General features: G+C 72.4%; 14 protein-coding genes. 2 read left to right on the top strand and 12 right to left on the bottom strand.

From position 1 onward, the window contains the following. Positions 1-32: 32 nt before the first annotated feature. From AB0L06_RS34100 to polA, 10 genes are all read right to left on the bottom strand, one after another. Entirely contained in the window at positions 33-794 is a 762-nt protein-coding gene (locus AB0L06_RS34100) for a PP2C family serine/threonine-protein phosphatase (protein WP_500235282.1), read from the bottom strand. Between the two features lie 57 nt (positions 795-851). After that, complete coding sequence (coaE, locus tag AB0L06_RS34105) at positions 852-1,457, bottom strand: dephospho-CoA kinase (protein WP_500235283.1); 606 nt, start codon at positions 1,455-1,457, stop codon at positions 852-854. Between the two features lie 81 nt (positions 1,458-1,538). Next, positions 1,539-2,039, bottom strand: coding sequence for a GNAT family N-acetyltransferase (locus tag AB0L06_RS34110; protein ID WP_500235284.1), 501 nt, complete (start codon positions 2,037-2,039; stop codon positions 1,539-1,541). Then, entirely contained in the window at positions 2,036-2,257 is a 222-nt protein-coding gene (locus AB0L06_RS34115) for a hypothetical protein (protein ID WP_500235285.1), read from the bottom strand. Before AB0L06_RS34115 ends, AB0L06_RS34110 begins: the two co-directional genes overlap by 4 nt. Further along, entirely contained in the window at positions 2,254-3,015 is a 762-nt protein-coding gene (locus AB0L06_RS34120; protein ID WP_500235286.1) for an integrase, read from the bottom strand. Before AB0L06_RS34120 ends, AB0L06_RS34115 begins: the two co-directional genes overlap by 4 nt. Before the next feature lie 20 nt (positions 3,016-3,035). After that, positions 3,036-3,254, bottom strand: coding sequence for a hypothetical protein (locus AB0L06_RS34125; RefSeq protein WP_500235287.1), 219 nt, complete (start codon positions 3,252-3,254; stop codon positions 3,036-3,038). 5 nt (positions 3,255-3,259) lie between these two features. Beyond that, complete coding sequence (locus tag AB0L06_RS34130; RefSeq protein ID WP_500235288.1) at positions 3,260-5,230, bottom strand: endonuclease/exonuclease/phosphatase family protein; 1,971 nt, start codon at positions 5,228-5,230, stop codon at positions 3,260-3,262. 358 nt (positions 5,231-5,588) lie between these two features. Then, a complete protein-coding gene (gene rpsA / locus AB0L06_RS34135) occupies positions 5,589-7,070 on the bottom strand; it encodes a 30S ribosomal protein S1 (RefSeq protein ID WP_500235289.1) in 1,482 nt (493 codons plus the stop codon). A gap of 343 nt (positions 7,071-7,413) precedes the next feature. After that, a complete protein-coding gene (locus AB0L06_RS34140; protein ID WP_500235290.1) occupies positions 7,414-8,544 on the bottom strand; it encodes a polysaccharide deacetylase family protein in 1,131 nt (376 codons plus the stop codon). Positions 8,545-8,775: 231 nt separating this feature from the next. Next, a complete protein-coding gene (polA, locus tag AB0L06_RS34145; protein WP_500235291.1) occupies positions 8,776-11,472 on the bottom strand; it encodes a DNA polymerase I in 2,697 nt (898 codons plus the stop codon). A gap of 104 nt (positions 11,473-11,576) precedes the next feature. Here polA and AB0L06_RS34150 point away from each other — a divergent pair, with 104 nt between their 5' ends. Together AB0L06_RS34150 and AB0L06_RS34155 are read left to right on the top strand one after the other, a co-directional pair. After that, a complete protein-coding gene (locus AB0L06_RS34150; protein ID WP_500235399.1) occupies positions 11,577-11,954 on the top strand; it encodes a PaaI family thioesterase in 378 nt (125 codons plus the stop codon). Between the two features lie 354 nt (positions 11,955-12,308). Further along, positions 12,309-12,956: a DUF4352 domain-containing protein gene (locus AB0L06_RS34155; protein WP_500235292.1), complete on the top strand. Its 648-nt coding sequence runs from the start codon at positions 12,309-12,311 to the stop codon at positions 12,954-12,956. A 78-nt stretch (positions 12,957-13,034) separates the two neighbouring features. Here the strand turns inward: AB0L06_RS34155 and AB0L06_RS34160 are convergent, their stop codons facing one another. Beyond that, complete coding sequence (locus AB0L06_RS34160; RefSeq protein ID WP_500235293.1) at positions 13,035-13,847, bottom strand: ABC transporter ATP-binding protein; 813 nt, start codon at positions 13,845-13,847, stop codon at positions 13,035-13,037. After that, the gene (locus AB0L06_RS34165) at positions 13,837-14,577 is read right to left on the bottom strand and encodes an ABC transporter ATP-binding protein (RefSeq protein ID WP_500235400.1); all 741 of its coding nucleotides are present in this window, start codon (positions 14,575-14,577) and stop codon (positions 13,837-13,839) included. Before AB0L06_RS34165 ends, AB0L06_RS34160 begins: the two co-directional genes overlap by 11 nt. Positions 14,578-14,631 lie beyond the last annotated feature (54 nt).

Genomic DNA, 14,631 nt, shown 5'->3' on the forward strand with positions numbered 1-14,631 from the left:
ATCTGATGCTCCAGGTGATATCCCCCAGAGATTCACATAACGCCCGAGAAGCCCACCAACGCGACCGTGGCGTCGTCAAACGGCTTGCTCCGCGGCCACCGGACGACCTGCGGGTCGGTCGCCTCGACCTCGCGCGTGCGCGCGATGAGCGCCTCCGGGCCCTCCTCCCGGACGATCCGCGCCAGCCCCGCCCAGTCGGACTCGCCGAACATGTCGGCGAGCCGGGTCGCGCCGTCCGTCAGCAGCAGGACGCTCCACAGCTCCGCCAGCGGGACGGTCCCGGTGATCGCCTCCTCGACGATGCCCGGGTCGGTGGAGGCCCAGACCGGCCCACCGGTGATCTCCTGGACGCCCCGCATGCCGTCCAGCAGCAGCGTCGAGTCGGCCAGCACCAGGTAGTCGAGCAGGTCCCCGCGCACCCGGACGGCCAGGACGGTCGCGGCGGGCGAGTTCGGGTGGGCCAGGTCGCAGGTCGCCCGGTGGGACTCCGCGACGTCGGAGATCGCCCCGGCGAGCCGGGCGACGAGCGGCCGGTGCCCGGGCGCGTGCGCGCCCTCGGGCGGCCCGACCGGCGGTCCCGCCTGCGGCGCGTCGCCGAGGCCGTCGGTCAGCCTGGCGAGCAGCCGGGTGCCGAGCGAGCGCGCGTACCAGGCGGTGCCGTGCACGCAGCCCAGGTCCGCGCCGAGCGGCAGGCCGCAGCCGTCCAGCACGACGGCGGCCCCCGGCGCGGCCACCACGAAGTCCTCGTTCCGGCGCTGCGGACTGCCCTGATCGGTGGCCCAGGTGACCTGCATCGACACATCCTCGAAAGGGTCGGCCCGCGCCGCACGGCGGGCTCGGGCGGCGGCGGGTCAGACGGCGGTGGCGGCGCGGCGGGTCAGGTCGGCCCAGATCTCGGTGATCCGGGCGTCCAGCTCGTCCATCGAGCCGGAGTTGTCGATCACGTGGTCGGCGACCGCCCGGCGCTGCTCGCGGGTGGCCTGCGCGGCGATCCGGGCGCGCGCGGCGTCCTCGGTCATGCCCCGGTTCGTGAGGAGCCGCTCGACCTGGAGCTCCACGGGCGCGTCCACGACGATCACCACGTCGTACATCGCGGCGAGGTTGTTCTCGGCCAGCAGCGGGACGTCGTAGACGACGATCGCGTCGTCCGGGGCGACGTCCATGAGCTCCTGCATCCGCTCCCCGACCAGCGGGTGGACGATCCCGTTCAGCGCGGCGAGCCGGTCGGGGTCGGCGAACACGATCCCGCCGACCTTCTCCCGGTCCATCCGGCCGTCCGCGGTCAGCACCTCGGGGCCGAACTCGTCGACCACGGCGGCCAGGCCGGGCGTGCCGGGTTCGACGACCTCCCGGGCGATCCGGTCCGCGTCGATCACCACGGCGCCGCGTTCGGCGAGCCGCCGCGACACCTCGCTCTTACCCGCACCGATTCCGCCGGTGAGTCCCACTTTCAGCACGCGCCAGAGCCTACCGGCCCGCCCCGCCCGACCGTCAGGCCCGTTCTCCCCGACCGTCAGGCCCGTCCTGCCGGGCGGACGTCAGGCGCGGTCGGCGGCGGGCGCCGGTTCCAGGTGTTTGCGCATGTGGACGAACGTCAGGTGCGCCGCCACCCGCTCCCGGTGCGTCTCGCTGTAGCCCAGGCTGCGGTAGAGCCGCAGGTTGGCCTCGCTGAGGTGGCCGGTGAACAGGACGCACGAGGTGGCGCGTCCGGTGACCTCCGCCTCCAGCGCGTCCATCAGGCGCCGCCCCACACCACGGCCCTGCTGATCGGGGACCACGGCGAGCCGTCCGACCAGGCAGGTGTGGTCGCTGAACTGGGCGCGGACGACCCCGATGATCCGGTCGTCCAGCACCGCCTTGAGCACCGTCACGCCGCCGGTCAGGGCCTTGTGCACCTGCTCCACCGACTCGACCAGCGGCGGGATGAACGGATCCCCGTACAGCTGCGCCTCACCGACATAGGCGGCGCGCTGGACGGTCAGGATCTCTCCCGCGTCCTCGGGCAGGGCCCGGTCGACCCGGACCTCCAGGGTGCTCATACGGGAACCCTAACGGCGCGGGGCAGTCCCGGCCCACCCTCCGCGGCGGCCGGACCGCCCCGTACGGCCTTGCCCGCGTGCTTGTGGACGTTGGTCAGGGCCTCCTGGACGATCCGGTACACCGTCCGGGAGATCGCCGCCGGGATCGACCGCTCCTCCCCGTGGACCACCAGGTCCACCAGCAGGCCCGCCGCGCCGGACCGCGCGCGGAGGATCACATACCGCCCAGTACCTCCAGCAGAGCGACCGTGGCGTCATCGGACGGCTTGGTCCGCGGCCATCGGACGCCTTCCGGGTCGGTGGCCTCGACCTTGCGCGTGCGCGCGATGAGCGCCTCCGGGCCCTCCTCCCGGACGAACCGCGTCAGCCCCGCCCAGTCGGTGTGGTGGAACATGTCGGCCAGGCGGCTCGCGCCGTCGGTCAGCAGCATGACGCCGCGCAGATCCGCCAGCGGGACGGTCCCGGTGATCGCCTGCTCGGCGACCGACGGGTCCCCGGCGGCGAAGCCCCGGCCGCCGATGACCGCCTCGACGCCGCGCGGCCCGTCCAGCAGCAGGGTCGAATCGGCCAGCACCAGGTAGTCGAGCACGTCCCCGCGCACCCGGACGGCCATCACGGTCGCGGAGGGCGTGTACGGGTGCGCCAGGTCGCAGGTCGCCCGGTGGGCCGCCGCGACGTCGGCGATCGCGCCCGCGAGCCGGGCCACCAGCGGGCGGTTCCCGGACCGGTGCGCGCCCTCGGGCGGCCCGACCGGCGCTCCGGCCTGCGGCGCGTCGCCGAGACCGTCCAGGATCCGGGCGAGCAGCCGGGTGCCCAGCGAGCGGGAGTACCAGGCGATGCCGTGCTCGCAGCCCAGGTCGGTGCCGAGCGGGAAACCGCGGCCGTCCAGCACGACGGCGGCCCCCGGCGCGGCCGCCACGAAGTCCTCGTTCCGGCGCTGCGGACTACCTTGACCGGTGGCCCAGACGACCTGCATCGGCGTGCCCTCCAAAGTGCTCAGCCCGCGGCGGCGCGGCGGGTCAGATCGGCCCAGGTCTCGGCGACCCGGGCGTCCAGCGAGTCCATCGACCCGGAATTGTCGATCACGTGGTCGGCGACCGCCCGGCGCTGCTCGCGGGCGGCCTGCGCGGCGATCCGGGCCGGCGCCGCGTCCCCCGCTCCGGGACGCCCCCGCGCCGGGACGGGACGGGACGGCGCGGGAACGGGGCCGGTCACCGCCGTCAGCCGCCGACGCGGACGGTGACCGCGACCGGGTAGTGGCCGTACCCGGCCGGGGCGACCTGGTAGCCGGAGAAGGTGAGGTCGTCGGTGCCGAAGATCCAGTCGGTCCGCTCGCCGTCGGACGTCGTCGGCGAGGCGTCCCCGCCGGTCGCCGCGCTGCGCAGCCCGGTGCCGTCGCTCATCCGGTCGATCTCGTCCGCGCCCGGCCCGGCGTTGAAGTCGCCGCCGATCACCGTGCGCGGGCCGCCGCCCCAGGCGCGCAGCAGCGCCGACACCTCGCGGAGCCGCTCGCCGCCCTGGTCGTCGCCGTCCTCCAGGTGCGTGGACCACACGTCCAGGGTGGACGACCCGACCTTCAGCTTCGCCCACACGTACCCGCGGATCTGCGACCAGTCGCCGCGCGGCATCCGGCCGATGCCGGACCGCTCGACCGGCAGCGAGGTCAGGATCGCGTTGCCGAACTGGCCGTCGGCGGCCGGACCCCACAGCAGCTTCATGCCGAGCCGCCGGGACAGCCACACGCCCACGTCGGTCGTGCCGGACAGCAGCGAGCCGCGGCCCGCCTCCTGGAGCAGGATCACGTCGGCGTGCCGGGTCTCCAGCGTCCGCGCGACGGCCTCGGGGTCGAGCCGTCCGTGCCGGTCGACCGCGTCGTGGATGTTGTAGCTGACCAGCTTGACCTGGCCCCCGGCGGGCGCGGCCTTGGCGTCCCGGGACGGCGCGGCCATGCTGAACACCAGCGTGCCGAGCAGCAGGGCGAGCGCGGCGCCGCCCGCGGTCAGGGCCCGCTGCGGGGCGCGCGCGGGCAGCGGCCCGCCGCGCGCGGCGGTGATCGCGGCCAGCGCCCCGAGCAGGATCCCGGCCAGGCCGGGCAGCGCGTTGTTCGGGAACGGCAGCGGCCGCAGCGCGCTCACCTGGTAGGAGATCAGGATGACGCCGACCAGCAGCCCGCCGAGGGCCGCGCCGACGTCGATCCGCCAGACCGACCCGCCGTGCCCGGCGCGGCGCAGCGGCGCCCGGGACGCCACGGCCAGCAGCCACGCCGCGAGCACCTGCCCGATGATCACGACGGGGACGACCTCGATGCCGTTCACCGCGTACGTCCCGGCGATCGCGGCCGCGCCGACGCCCAGCAGCGTCCCGCCGAGCACCGCGACGCCGCCCGGCACCGCGCGCACGGCCAGCCCGGACGCCAGGAACGCCAGCGCCAGCCCCTGCCCGACCACGACGATCACGTGCGCGATGGTCAGCGACTTCCAGCCGGACGAGGCGACGAACGCGGGGCTGGACAGCACCAGCACCTGCAGCGCCATGAACGGCCCGAACGCGGCCGCGCCCAGGGCGTCCCGCCAGGACACGCCGGGCGCCTCGACGGCGCCCGACGACAGCTCCCGGTACAGGGCGAGCGCGCCGAGCGCGACGAACACCAGGCAGACCAGCCACGGCCCGATCCCGGACCGCCACACAGGGTCCCACGTGGCGAACGCGACCCGGACGGCCGTGTCGACCGACAGGCCCGCGACGGCCGCGGTGGCGAACCCGACGCCGGACAGCCCGCGCGCGCCCTCGTAGAGGGCGGTGACCGCGAGCGCCCCGACCGCGACGCCGACCAGCGCCAGCCAGGTCTGCGGGGTGAGCGCCTGGGCGAGCAGCCGCACCAGCAGCAGCGCCCCGACGCCGGTCGCCAGCAGCCCGCTCGGCCCGGCCACGCGCCGCACCAGCGGCGCGAGGAACCCGGCGAGGAAGACCGCCACCACGACGGGCGCGGCCACGGCCGCCCCGGCGTCGTCGGCGAAGTGGTTGAGCTGGGGCAGCGCGAACCGGAAGGTCTGCGCGAGGACGGCGGTGGTGACGCCGATCAGGGCGAGCCGTGCCGGGCCCTGCGGAACCAGGGACGGCCCGCTCGCGCCGCCTCCGGCGCTGTTTCCGGTGGTGCTGCCTGCGGTGGTCGAGGCGTCTGTACTGGCCAATGGAACAGATGCTCCCGGGGGACGAACCGGATACGGGTGGGCGGGGAGGGGAGGGACGCGCTCGGCGCGGCCGGCGGCGCGGGAGTCCCACGCGGGGTGGCGCACGCCGTTCCCTCCCGGAGACCACCAGTGTCCCAGACACCCGCGTCCCCTCGCGACGTGACGCCCCGACCGTCGCAGCACAGCACCATAACCGACATTCCGTCCGCCCGCTGGACGAGGCGTGAAGCCGGCGGGCGGGCCGGAGGGCGTCCGGAGGCGGGCATGGAAAAGCCGCGGCCGGAGGGATCCCTGGGGATCTCTCCGGCCGCGGTCAGGCGGTCACCGGGGGCCTTGCGGGCCCCTGGCGGTCAGTGGGTCACTGGCCGCCGGACAGCTTCTCGCGCAGAGCGGCGAGGGCCTCGTCGGTCGCGAGCGCGCCACCGGTGGTCTCGGTCTCGGCGCCACCGCTGTAGGAGGTCTCCGCCCCCTCGGACGACGCCGGGGCGCCCTCCGCCTCGGCCTCGGCCTTGCGGGCCTCTTCGATCTGCTTGCGGTGCGCGTCGAACCGGGAGCGGGCCTCGGCGTACTGACGCTCCCAGGTCTCACGCTGGGTGTCGTAGCCCTCGAGCCACTCGCCGGTGTCGGCGTCGAAGCCCTCGGGGTACTTGTAGTTGCCCTGGTCGTCGTACTCGGCGGGCATGCCGTAGAGGGTCGGGTCGAAGTCCTCTTCCTCCATGGCCGCGGCGCCCTCGTTGGCCTGCTTGAGGGACAGGCTGATGCGGCGACGCTCGAGGTCGATGTCGATGATCTTCACGAAGATCTCGTCGCCGACCTGGACGACCTGCTCCGGGATCTCCACGTGGCGCTCGGCCAGCTCGGAGATGTGGACCAGGCCCTCGATGCCCTCCTCGACCCGGACGAACGCGCCGAACGGCACCAGCTTGGTGACGCGGCCCGGAACGACCTGGCCGATCTGGTGGGTGCGGGCGAACTGCTGCCACGGGTCTTCCTGGGTCGCCTTGAGCGACAGGGAGACGCGCTCGCGCTCCATGTCGACGTCCAGGACCTCGACCGTGACCTCCTGGCCGACCTCGACGACCTCGGAGGGGTGGTCGATGTGCTTCCAGGACAGCTCGGAGACGTGCACCAGACCGTCGACGCCGCCGAGGTCGACGAACGCGCCGAAGTTGACGATCGACGAGACCACGCCCTTGCGGACCTGGCCCTTCTGGAGCGTGTTGAGGAAGGTCTGGCGGACCTCGGACTGGGTCTGCTCGAGCCAGGCGCGGCGGGACAGGACCACGTTGTTGCGGTTCTTGTCCAGCTCGATGATCTTGGCCTCGAGCTCGCGGCCCACGTAGGGCTGGAGGTCGCGGACACGGCGCATCTCGACCAGCGACGCGGGGAGGAAGCCCCGGAGGCCGATGTCGAGGATGAGGCCGCCCTTGACGACCTCGATGACCGTTCCGGTGACGATGCCGTCCTCGTCCTTGATCTTCTCGATCGTGCCCCAGGCGCGCTCGTACTGGGCGCGCTTCTTGGACAGGATCAGGCGACCCTCCTTGTCCTCCTTCTGGAGGACGAGGGCCTCGACGTGGTCTCCGACGGCGACGACCTCGTTGGGGTCGACGTCGTGCTTGATGGAGAGCTCACGGGACGGGATGACACCTTCGGTCTTGTAGCCGATGTCGAGGAGGACTTCATCCCGATCGACCTTGACAACGGTGCCTTCGACGATGTCGCCGTCGTTGAAGTACTTGATGGTCTCGTCGATCGCGGCGAGGAACGCTTCCTCAGACCCGATGTCGTTGACCGCTACCTGCGGGGTGGTCGAGGTGGCCTCGGTGCTGCTCGTCATGTGTCGGCTGACTCCGGATACGGACATTGAGAGGTGTCAATACACGCGCGGAGGGCTCTTTTCCGCCCTGCCGAGGACCGGAGGAGACACGGATTCCGGAGAACCCGCGTCGAGAACGAACCGAAGTCGACGACCTGACCGAGCGCGAGCCTGCTCCGTCCGAAGCCGCACAAGCCCACAGCGCAGCGATCAGAATATGGGACCAGGGCGCTCAGGTCAATCCGCGGGGGCGGCCCCCACCTGCTGAACGAGCCCGGGACCCGTCCCGCCGCGAGCGGCCGGAGGGGCCGGACCCCCTCCCCCGCAGGCGTTTCGGGCGATGCCCCGGGCGCGTTCCAGACGATCAGTATTCGCGCGCGTAGGGACGGTACTGCTTGGCCAGTCTCTTCTCGAACGTCTTGGGGAAGGTCACGGTTCCCGGGTCGCCGTCGGAGGTGTAGCGCTCCTGCGGGTGCGCGTCCAGCCAGTCCAGCCAGGCGGTCGAGCAGAACGTCCGGCAGTCGTTCTCCTTGATCTTCCCCTCGGACCGGATGCGGGTGGCCGCCCACCGGTCGAACACCTTGTCGAACGGCGACTCGGACGGCTTCCATCCGGCGAGGAACACGATCTGGAAGGAATATTTACCGTCCTCGCGCTGCGCCCAGGTCCGGTTGTGCGGGATCGACCCGAACGGGTACGCGAAGGTCGTGGTGTGCTGGCCGGTCAGGGAGAACAGCTTGTCCTCCATGCCCGCGATCTCCTTCTGGACGCCGGCCTTGCCCAGCGTCCGCAGGTCGGGGTGGGTGACCGTGTGGTTGGCGACCTCGAACCCGTTGCGGATCAGCCAGCGCAGGCCCTCGGCGGCGCGCGGGCCGAGCGCGAACAGGTCGGCGTTGCAGTAGAACGTCGCGACCGGCCGGAACCCGGGCTGCTCGCGCGCGACCTGCTGGATGATCGCGACGGCGGTGTCGGGGGCCGGGTTCCCCTGCGCGTCCAGCGAGAACTGGCCGGGGGTGCTGTCGTCGAAGGTCAGCACGACCGGGTGCTTCCCGAGCGGGACGTCGAGCCGTCCGGACGCGAACTCGGCGGCGGTGATCGGGTAGTAGCCCGTCTTCGCCAGCCGGGTCAGCTCGGTGTACAGCTCCTTGGTCGAGCGGTCGAGCGACGCCAGCGGGTGCTTCATGATCCGGTGGTACATGAACACCGGGACCTGCCCCAGCTCGTTGGCCTTCGCCTGGACGGCCGCGGGCGCGGCGGCGGGGATCGCGTCCCCGGTCGGCGTCGCGGAGGGGGATCCCGGCGCGGGCGGGGACGAGGGCGCCCCGCTGGGCGTCGGGGTCGGGGGACGCGCGGACGACGCGTCGGCGGGGGCCTTCTTCTGGGACCCCGTGGTGGCGGCGTGGTGGGCGTGGCGCGGCCGGTATTCCTGGAACGCCAGCCCGAGCACCAGGGCGCAGACGACCACGATTCCGGCGATCTTGTGGAGGAGCGGCACGAGCCTCCCGTCGGTCGAAACCTACGCGGGCACGGACAAGGAGTACCTATCCGAGTGATCTACCTTAAGCCCGCGCCCCTCCCCCGGTCCGGCCACGAAACACCAAAGGAACACAAAAGAAACCACCCCGTCCCCCCGGTGGACGGTGGTCCCGTGCTCCACAGACGACAGAGCCCGCCGCTCGCTCCTGAGACGGGCGGAGCGGCGGCGGGCGGCGGGTGGACGGGGCGCCTAGTGGGCGGCGTCCTGCCAGGTGCGGCCGGTGCCCATGGAGACCGACAGCGGGGCGCGCAGGTCGTAGGCGCCCGCCATCTGCTCGGCGACGAGGGACTTCAGGTCGTCGAGCTCGCCCGGGGCGACCTCGATGACCAGTTCGTCGTGGACCTGCAGGAGCATGCGCGAGCGCAGGCCCCGGTCGCGGAGCGCCCGGTCGACGTCGAGGCTTGCGACCTTGACGATGTCGGCGGCCGACCCCTGGATCGGCGCGTTCAGGGCCATCCGCTCGGCCATCTCGCGGCGCTGCCGGTTGTCGGAGTTCAGGTCGGGCAGGTAGCGGCGGCGGCCGAGGATGGTCTCGGTGTAGCCGTCGCGGCGGGCCTGGTCGACGACGTTGGCGAGGTAGTCGCGGATCCCGCCGAACTGCTCGAAGTACTCGTCCATCAGCTGGCGGGCCTCGTCCACGGCGATGCGCAGCTGCTGCGACAGGCCGTAGGCGGACAGCCCGTAGGCCAGGCCGTAGTTCATCGCCTTGATGCGGGCGCGCAGCTCGGAGGTGATCTGCTCGGGCGGCAGGCCGAACACGCGGGACGCGGTGATGGTGTGGAAGTCGGCGCCGGAGTTGAACGCCTCGAGCAGCGCCTCGTCCCCGGACAGGTGCGCCATGATCCGCAGTTCGATCTGGCTGTAGTCGGCGGTGAGCAGCGACTCGTAGCCGCCGCCGACGACGAACGCCTCGCGGATCTGCCGGCCCTCGGCCGTGCGGATCGGGATGTTCTGCAGGTTCGGGTCGGTGGACGAGAGCCGTCCGGTGGCCGCGACCATCTGGTTGAACGTGGTGTGGATGCGGCCCGCGTCGTCCAGCATCGGGATGAGCGAGTCGACGATCGACTTCAGCTTCGCGACCTCGCGCCACCGCAGGATGCGCTCCAGGACGGGGTGCCCCTCCTTGGCCAGCAGGTTCGTCAGGGCCTCGGAGTCGGTGGTGTAGCCGGTCTTGGTGCGCTTGGTCTTGGGGAGCCCGAGCTCCTCGAACAGCACCTGCTGCACCTGCTTGGGCGAGCCGAGGTTGAACTCGTGCCCGACCGCCTCGTGCGCGGCCTGCTCCTGCTCCTTGACCTGCCCGCCGAGGGACGCCGACAGCGACGCCAGGTGGTCGGCGTCGACGGCGATGCCCGCCCGCTCCATGTCGGCCAGGACACGGGTGAGCGGCAGCTCGACGTCGTGCAGCAGCCGGGTCGCGCCGCGCCGCTCGAGGTCGTCGTCCAGCACGTCGGCGAGCTCGGCGACGGCGCGGGCGCGGACGGCGAGCTCCTGCGCGGCCTCCTCCTCGCCGGACCCGTCGAGGGTGAGCTGTCCGGTGTCCTCGGTCTCGTTGGTCAGCTCGCGGTGCAGGTAGCGCAGCACGAGGTCGGCGAGGTCGAAGGTGCGCTGGCCGGGCAGCGCCAGGTAGGCGGCCAGGGCGGTGTCGGTGGTGACGCCGTCGAGGGCCAGGCCGCGCGCGGCGAGCGCCAGCGTCGGCCCCTTGACGTCGTGCACGGCCTTCGGACGGGACGGGTCGGCGAGCCAGGCGGCCAGGGCGCGCTCGTCGTCCTCGACCAGCTCGGCCGGGTCGAGGTGGACGGCCGGGCCCTCGCGGGACGCGACGGCGAGCGCGGTGATCTCGCCCGTGCCGCGACCCCAGGAGCCGGTGACGGCGAGGCCGGTGCGCTCACCGGCGGGGGCGTTGGCCTCGAGCCAGGCGCCGAGCGCGCCGGGCTCCAGGACGTCCAGCTCGATGTCGAAGCCCTCGTCGGCCTCGGGCTCGGCGGTGGTGAGCGAGGCGTAGAGCCGCTCGCGCAGCACCCGGAACTGGAGCGAGTCGAACAGGGTGTGGATCTCCTCGCGGTCCCACTGGCCCATCTGGAGCAGGTCGGGCGTCCGCTCGAGGGCGACCTCGCGGTCGAGCTCGTTGATCTGCTGGTTGCGCAGGACGCCGGCCAGGTGCTCGCGCAGGTTGTCGCCCGCCTTGCCCTTGATCTCGTCCACCCTCGCGACCAGCGCGTCGAGGTCGCCGTACTTGGCGAGCCACTTGGCGGCGGTCTTCGGGCCGACGCCGGGGACGCCCGGCAGGTTGTCGCTGGACTCGCCGACGAGCGCGGCGAGCTCGCGGTACCGCTCGGGCGGGACGCCGTACTTGCCCTCGACGGCGGCCGGGTCCATGCGGGCGAGCTCGGACACGCCGCGGATCGGGTACAGCACGGTGACGTGCTCGTCGACCAGCTGGAAGGCGTCCCGGTCACCGGTGACGACGAGGGTCTCCATGCCGCGCGCGGACGCCTGGGTCGCGAGGGTGGCGATGATGTCGTCGGCCTCGAAGCCCGCCACGGACATGCGCGGGATGCGCAGCGCGTCCAGCACCTCGAAGATCAGCGAGACCTGGGAGCGGAACTCGTCCGGCGTCTTGGCCCGGCCCGCCTTGTACTCGTCGTACTGCTCGTGCCGGAACGTCGGCTCGGACCGGTCGAAGGCCACCGCGATGTGCGTCGGCTGCTCGTCGCGCATGACGTTGATGAGCATCGAGGTGAAGCCGTACACCGCGTTGGTGGGCTGCCCGTCGGTGGTGTTGAAGTTCTCCACCGGCAGCGCGAAGAACGCCCGGTAGGCCAGGGAGTGCCCGTCGAGCAGCAGGAGCCGGTCGTGCTTGTCAGGGGTCGGTGCTTGGGTCGCCACACCAGGACTCTAGTCTGCGCCTACGACAGTTCGAGGGAGGCTCTGTGACGGAGGAGCATCGGGTCGTCGCCGGCGAGCACGGCGTGGACCTGGGCGGCCTGGACATGACCGGCGATCTGGCCACGTCCATGGGGATCGAGTACCTGGAGGCCTCTCCGGAGCGCGTGGTGGGCCGGATGCCGGTGAAGGGCAACACCCAGCCGTACGGGCTGCTGCACGGCGGCGCGTCCTGCGTGCTGGCCGAGACGCTCGGGTCGGTCGGCTCGGCGCTGCACGCCGGAGAGGGCCGGATCGCGGTCGGAATTGAGATCAACGCCACCCACCACCGGGCGGCGACCTCGGGTTTCGTCACCGGCGTGGCGACCCTGGTGCACGGCGGGAGGACCCTGGCGACCTACGAGATCGTGATCAGCGACGACAAGGACCGCCGCGTCTGCACGGCCCGGCTGACCTGCATGCTCCGCGACGCCCCCCAGAGCTGACCCCTCCCGCCTCCCGTCCGGCGATCCCGGTGGCCGGGCGGCTCCCGGATGAGAAAGATCGCTCAGTACCGGCGCTTCCTTTGCGGCGGGTATGGCCGGGTCGGTAACGTGGATTGGAAGGCCCGAGGCCACCGAGTAGACAACGCACGCGTCCGCGAGGACGCGTTGCGGCCCCAAAGGTGGCCTCGGGCCAACGACGTTCCGCCCGGAGACACGCCGGCATCCCGCCCCGGGAGGCGGTGACGGCACACTCCGAAGTGCGATGACACCCCCGTCCGCCGTTCACCGGTTGCGATTCGGTTGCGAATCCCGGCGGGCCTTCACGGCCGCGAAGCGCCCGCTTACCGTCAGGGCATGCGCCCGGTGCGACCGCTCACGACCGTCATGCCCCCGAGGTCCGGGAGGTCCGGTACGGCCGGCAGAGCCGACGGGGCGCACGCGTCTGACAGGACGCGCGGGTCCGGGAGGGCGCGCAAGGCGGGTGTCGCCGGTCTGATCGCGGCGGCGCTGCTCGGCTCCTCGCTCCAGGGCTGCTCACAGCACAAGGACAGCGGCTACACGCTGCCCTCCGAGAAGCTCCGCGACGGCGAGAAGGTCCAGAAGAACCGCACCGGGCAGAGCAGCGACATGCGGTTCACGGTCGTCACCTACACCGACGGGATCAGCACGATCCTCGGCACGCACGCGGAGATGAAGCCGAAGGGGCAGTTCGTCCGGATCCGGCTGCTGTGCGTGAACACCGGTCGCGACCTCCAGGTCTTCGACACCTGGGCCCAGCGGCTCGTCCTCAGCGACGGACGCCAGATCGGCGCGGACGTCAACAGCACCATGGTCAAGCGGCAGCCCGACCGGCTCTCGGTCGGCGCCGGCGTGCGCGCCGAGTTCGACCTGTGGTTCGACGTGCCCAAGGGCGTGAAGGTGAAGTCCGTCCGGCTGTTCGGCTCCCCCTCCGTCGGCATGGTCACCGACCCGGCGCCCGCCGACATCCCCCTCCCGTCCTGACCCGGCCCGCGGCCGCAGACGCGGAACGGCCGCCGCCGCCCCGGGCAGGGGCGACGACGGCCGTCCGACGACCGTGGCTCAGGAGGAGGACGAAGTGTCGTCCTCCTCCTCCACCAGCGTCGGCTTGGCGACCGGCGGAGTGTCCTCCGCCGGAGCGTCCTCGGCCGGCGCGACGACCTGCGCGTCCGCGCCGCCGCCCAGGTAGGCGGCCCGCACCTGCGGGTCGTCCAGCAGGTCCGCGGCCGGGGCCGACTTCACGACGTGCCCGGTCTCCAGCACGTACGCCCGGTGCGCGATCTGCAGCGCCTGGCTGGCGTTCTGCTCGACCAGCAGCACCGTCGTGCCGCGCCGGTTGATCTCCTCGATGATCGAGAAGATCTGCTGCACCAGCTTCGGCGCCAGGCCCATGGACGGCTCGTCCAGCAGCAGCACCTTCGGCTTGGCCATCAGCGCGCGGCCGATCGCCAGCATCTGCTGCTCGCCGCCGGACATCGTCCCGCCCGCCTGCGACTTGCGCTCGGCGAGCCGCGGGAACAGCTCGTAGGCCTCGGCCAGCTCCTTGGAGAAGTCCCCGCGCCGGGCGTACGCGCCCATCAGCAGGTTCTCCTCCACCGTCATGCCCGGGAACACGCCCCGGCCCTCCGGCGACTGCCCGATGCCCGCCAGCACCCGCTTGTGCCCCGGCATCTTGCTGATGTCGGCCCCGGCGAACCGGATCGACCCGGACGTCAGCGGACGCAACCCCGAGATCGTCTTCAGCGTCGTCGTCTTCCCGGCGCCGTTCGCGCCGATCAGCGTGACGATCTCGCCCTCGTCGACCTCGACGGAGATCCCCTTCAGCGCGGCGATCTTGCCGTAGTGGACGTGGATGTCGTTGATCTCAAGAAGCATCGGCCGGAGCCCCCAGGTACGCCTCGATGACCCGCTGGTCGTTCTGGATCTCGGCGGGAAGCCCCTCGGCGATCTTCTGCCCGAAGTCCACCACCGCGATCCGGTCGCTGATCCCCATCACCAGGCTCATGTCGTGCTCGATCAGCAGCACGGTCACGCCCGAGTCGCGGATCTTGCGGATCAGCCCCTGCAGCTCGACCTTCTCCGCCGGGTTCATGCCCGCGGCCGGCTCGTCCAGCAGCAGCAGCTGCGGATCGGTCGCCAGCGCACGCGCGATCTCCAGGCGCCGCTGGTCGCCGTACGGCAGGTTCTTGGCGGCCTCACCGCCGCGATGCCCCACACCGACGAACTCCAGCAGCTCGGCGGCCTTCTCCCGGCCCCGGCGCTCCTCGCGCCGGTGCCACGGCAGCCCGAGGGCCGCGCCCGCCACGCCCGTCCGGTGGTGCGCGTCCGCGCCCACCATGACGTTCTCCAGCGCCGTCATGTTGTGGAACAGCCGGACGTTCTGGAACGTCCGCGCCACACCGAGCTTCGTCACGGCGTACCGCTTCTTGCCGTCGATGCGCCGCCCGCCGAAGACCACCTCGCCCTCGGTCGGCCGGTACACCCCGGTCGTCACGTTGAACACCGTGGTCTTGCCCGCGCCGTTCGGCCCGATGAGCGCGAAGATCTCGCCCTCACGGATCGTCAGGTCCAGCTCGTTGATCGCCACGACGCCGCCGAAGCGCATCACGACCTTGCGCAGCTCCAGCACCGGCCGGGCCTGCGCGCCGTCCTGCGTGGC

This window comes from Spirillospora sp. NPDC052269, from assembly GCF_040679435.1.
GTDB lineage: Bacteria > Actinomycetota > Actinomycetes > Streptosporangiales > Streptosporangiaceae > Spirillospora.

Excerpts from the sequence above, each read along its gene's own strand:
- AB0L06_RS34155 (WP_500235292.1), top strand. The coding sequence starts at position 12,309 with ATGCGCCCGGTGCGACCGCTCACGACCGTCATGCCCCCGAGGTCCGGG.
- AB0L06_RS34100 (WP_500235282.1), bottom strand. The coding sequence starts at position 794 with ATGCAGGTCACCTGGGCCACCGATCAGGGCAGTCCGCAGCGCCGGAAC.
- AB0L06_RS34150 (WP_500235399.1), top strand. The coding sequence starts at position 11,577 with ATGACCGGCGATCTGGCCACGTCCATGGGGATCGAGTACCTGGAGGCC.
- AB0L06_RS34160 (WP_500235293.1), bottom strand. The coding sequence starts at position 13,847 with ATGCTTCTTGAGATCAACGACATCCACGTCCACTACGGCAAGATCGCC.
- AB0L06_RS34120 (WP_500235286.1), bottom strand. The coding sequence starts at position 3,015 with ATGCAGGTCGTCTGGGCCACCGGTCAAGGTAGTCCGCAGCGCCGGAAC.
- AB0L06_RS34110 (WP_500235284.1), bottom strand. The coding sequence starts at position 2,039 with ATGAGCACCCTGGAGGTCCGGGTCGACCGGGCCCTGCCCGAGGACGCG.
- AB0L06_RS34165 (WP_500235400.1), bottom strand. The coding sequence starts at position 14,577 with ATGCGCTTCGGCGGCGTCGTGGCGATCAACGAGCTGGACCTGACGATC.
- rpsA (WP_500235289.1), bottom strand. The coding sequence starts at position 7,070 with ATGACGAGCAGCACCGAGGCCACCTCGACCACCCCGCAGGTAGCGGTC.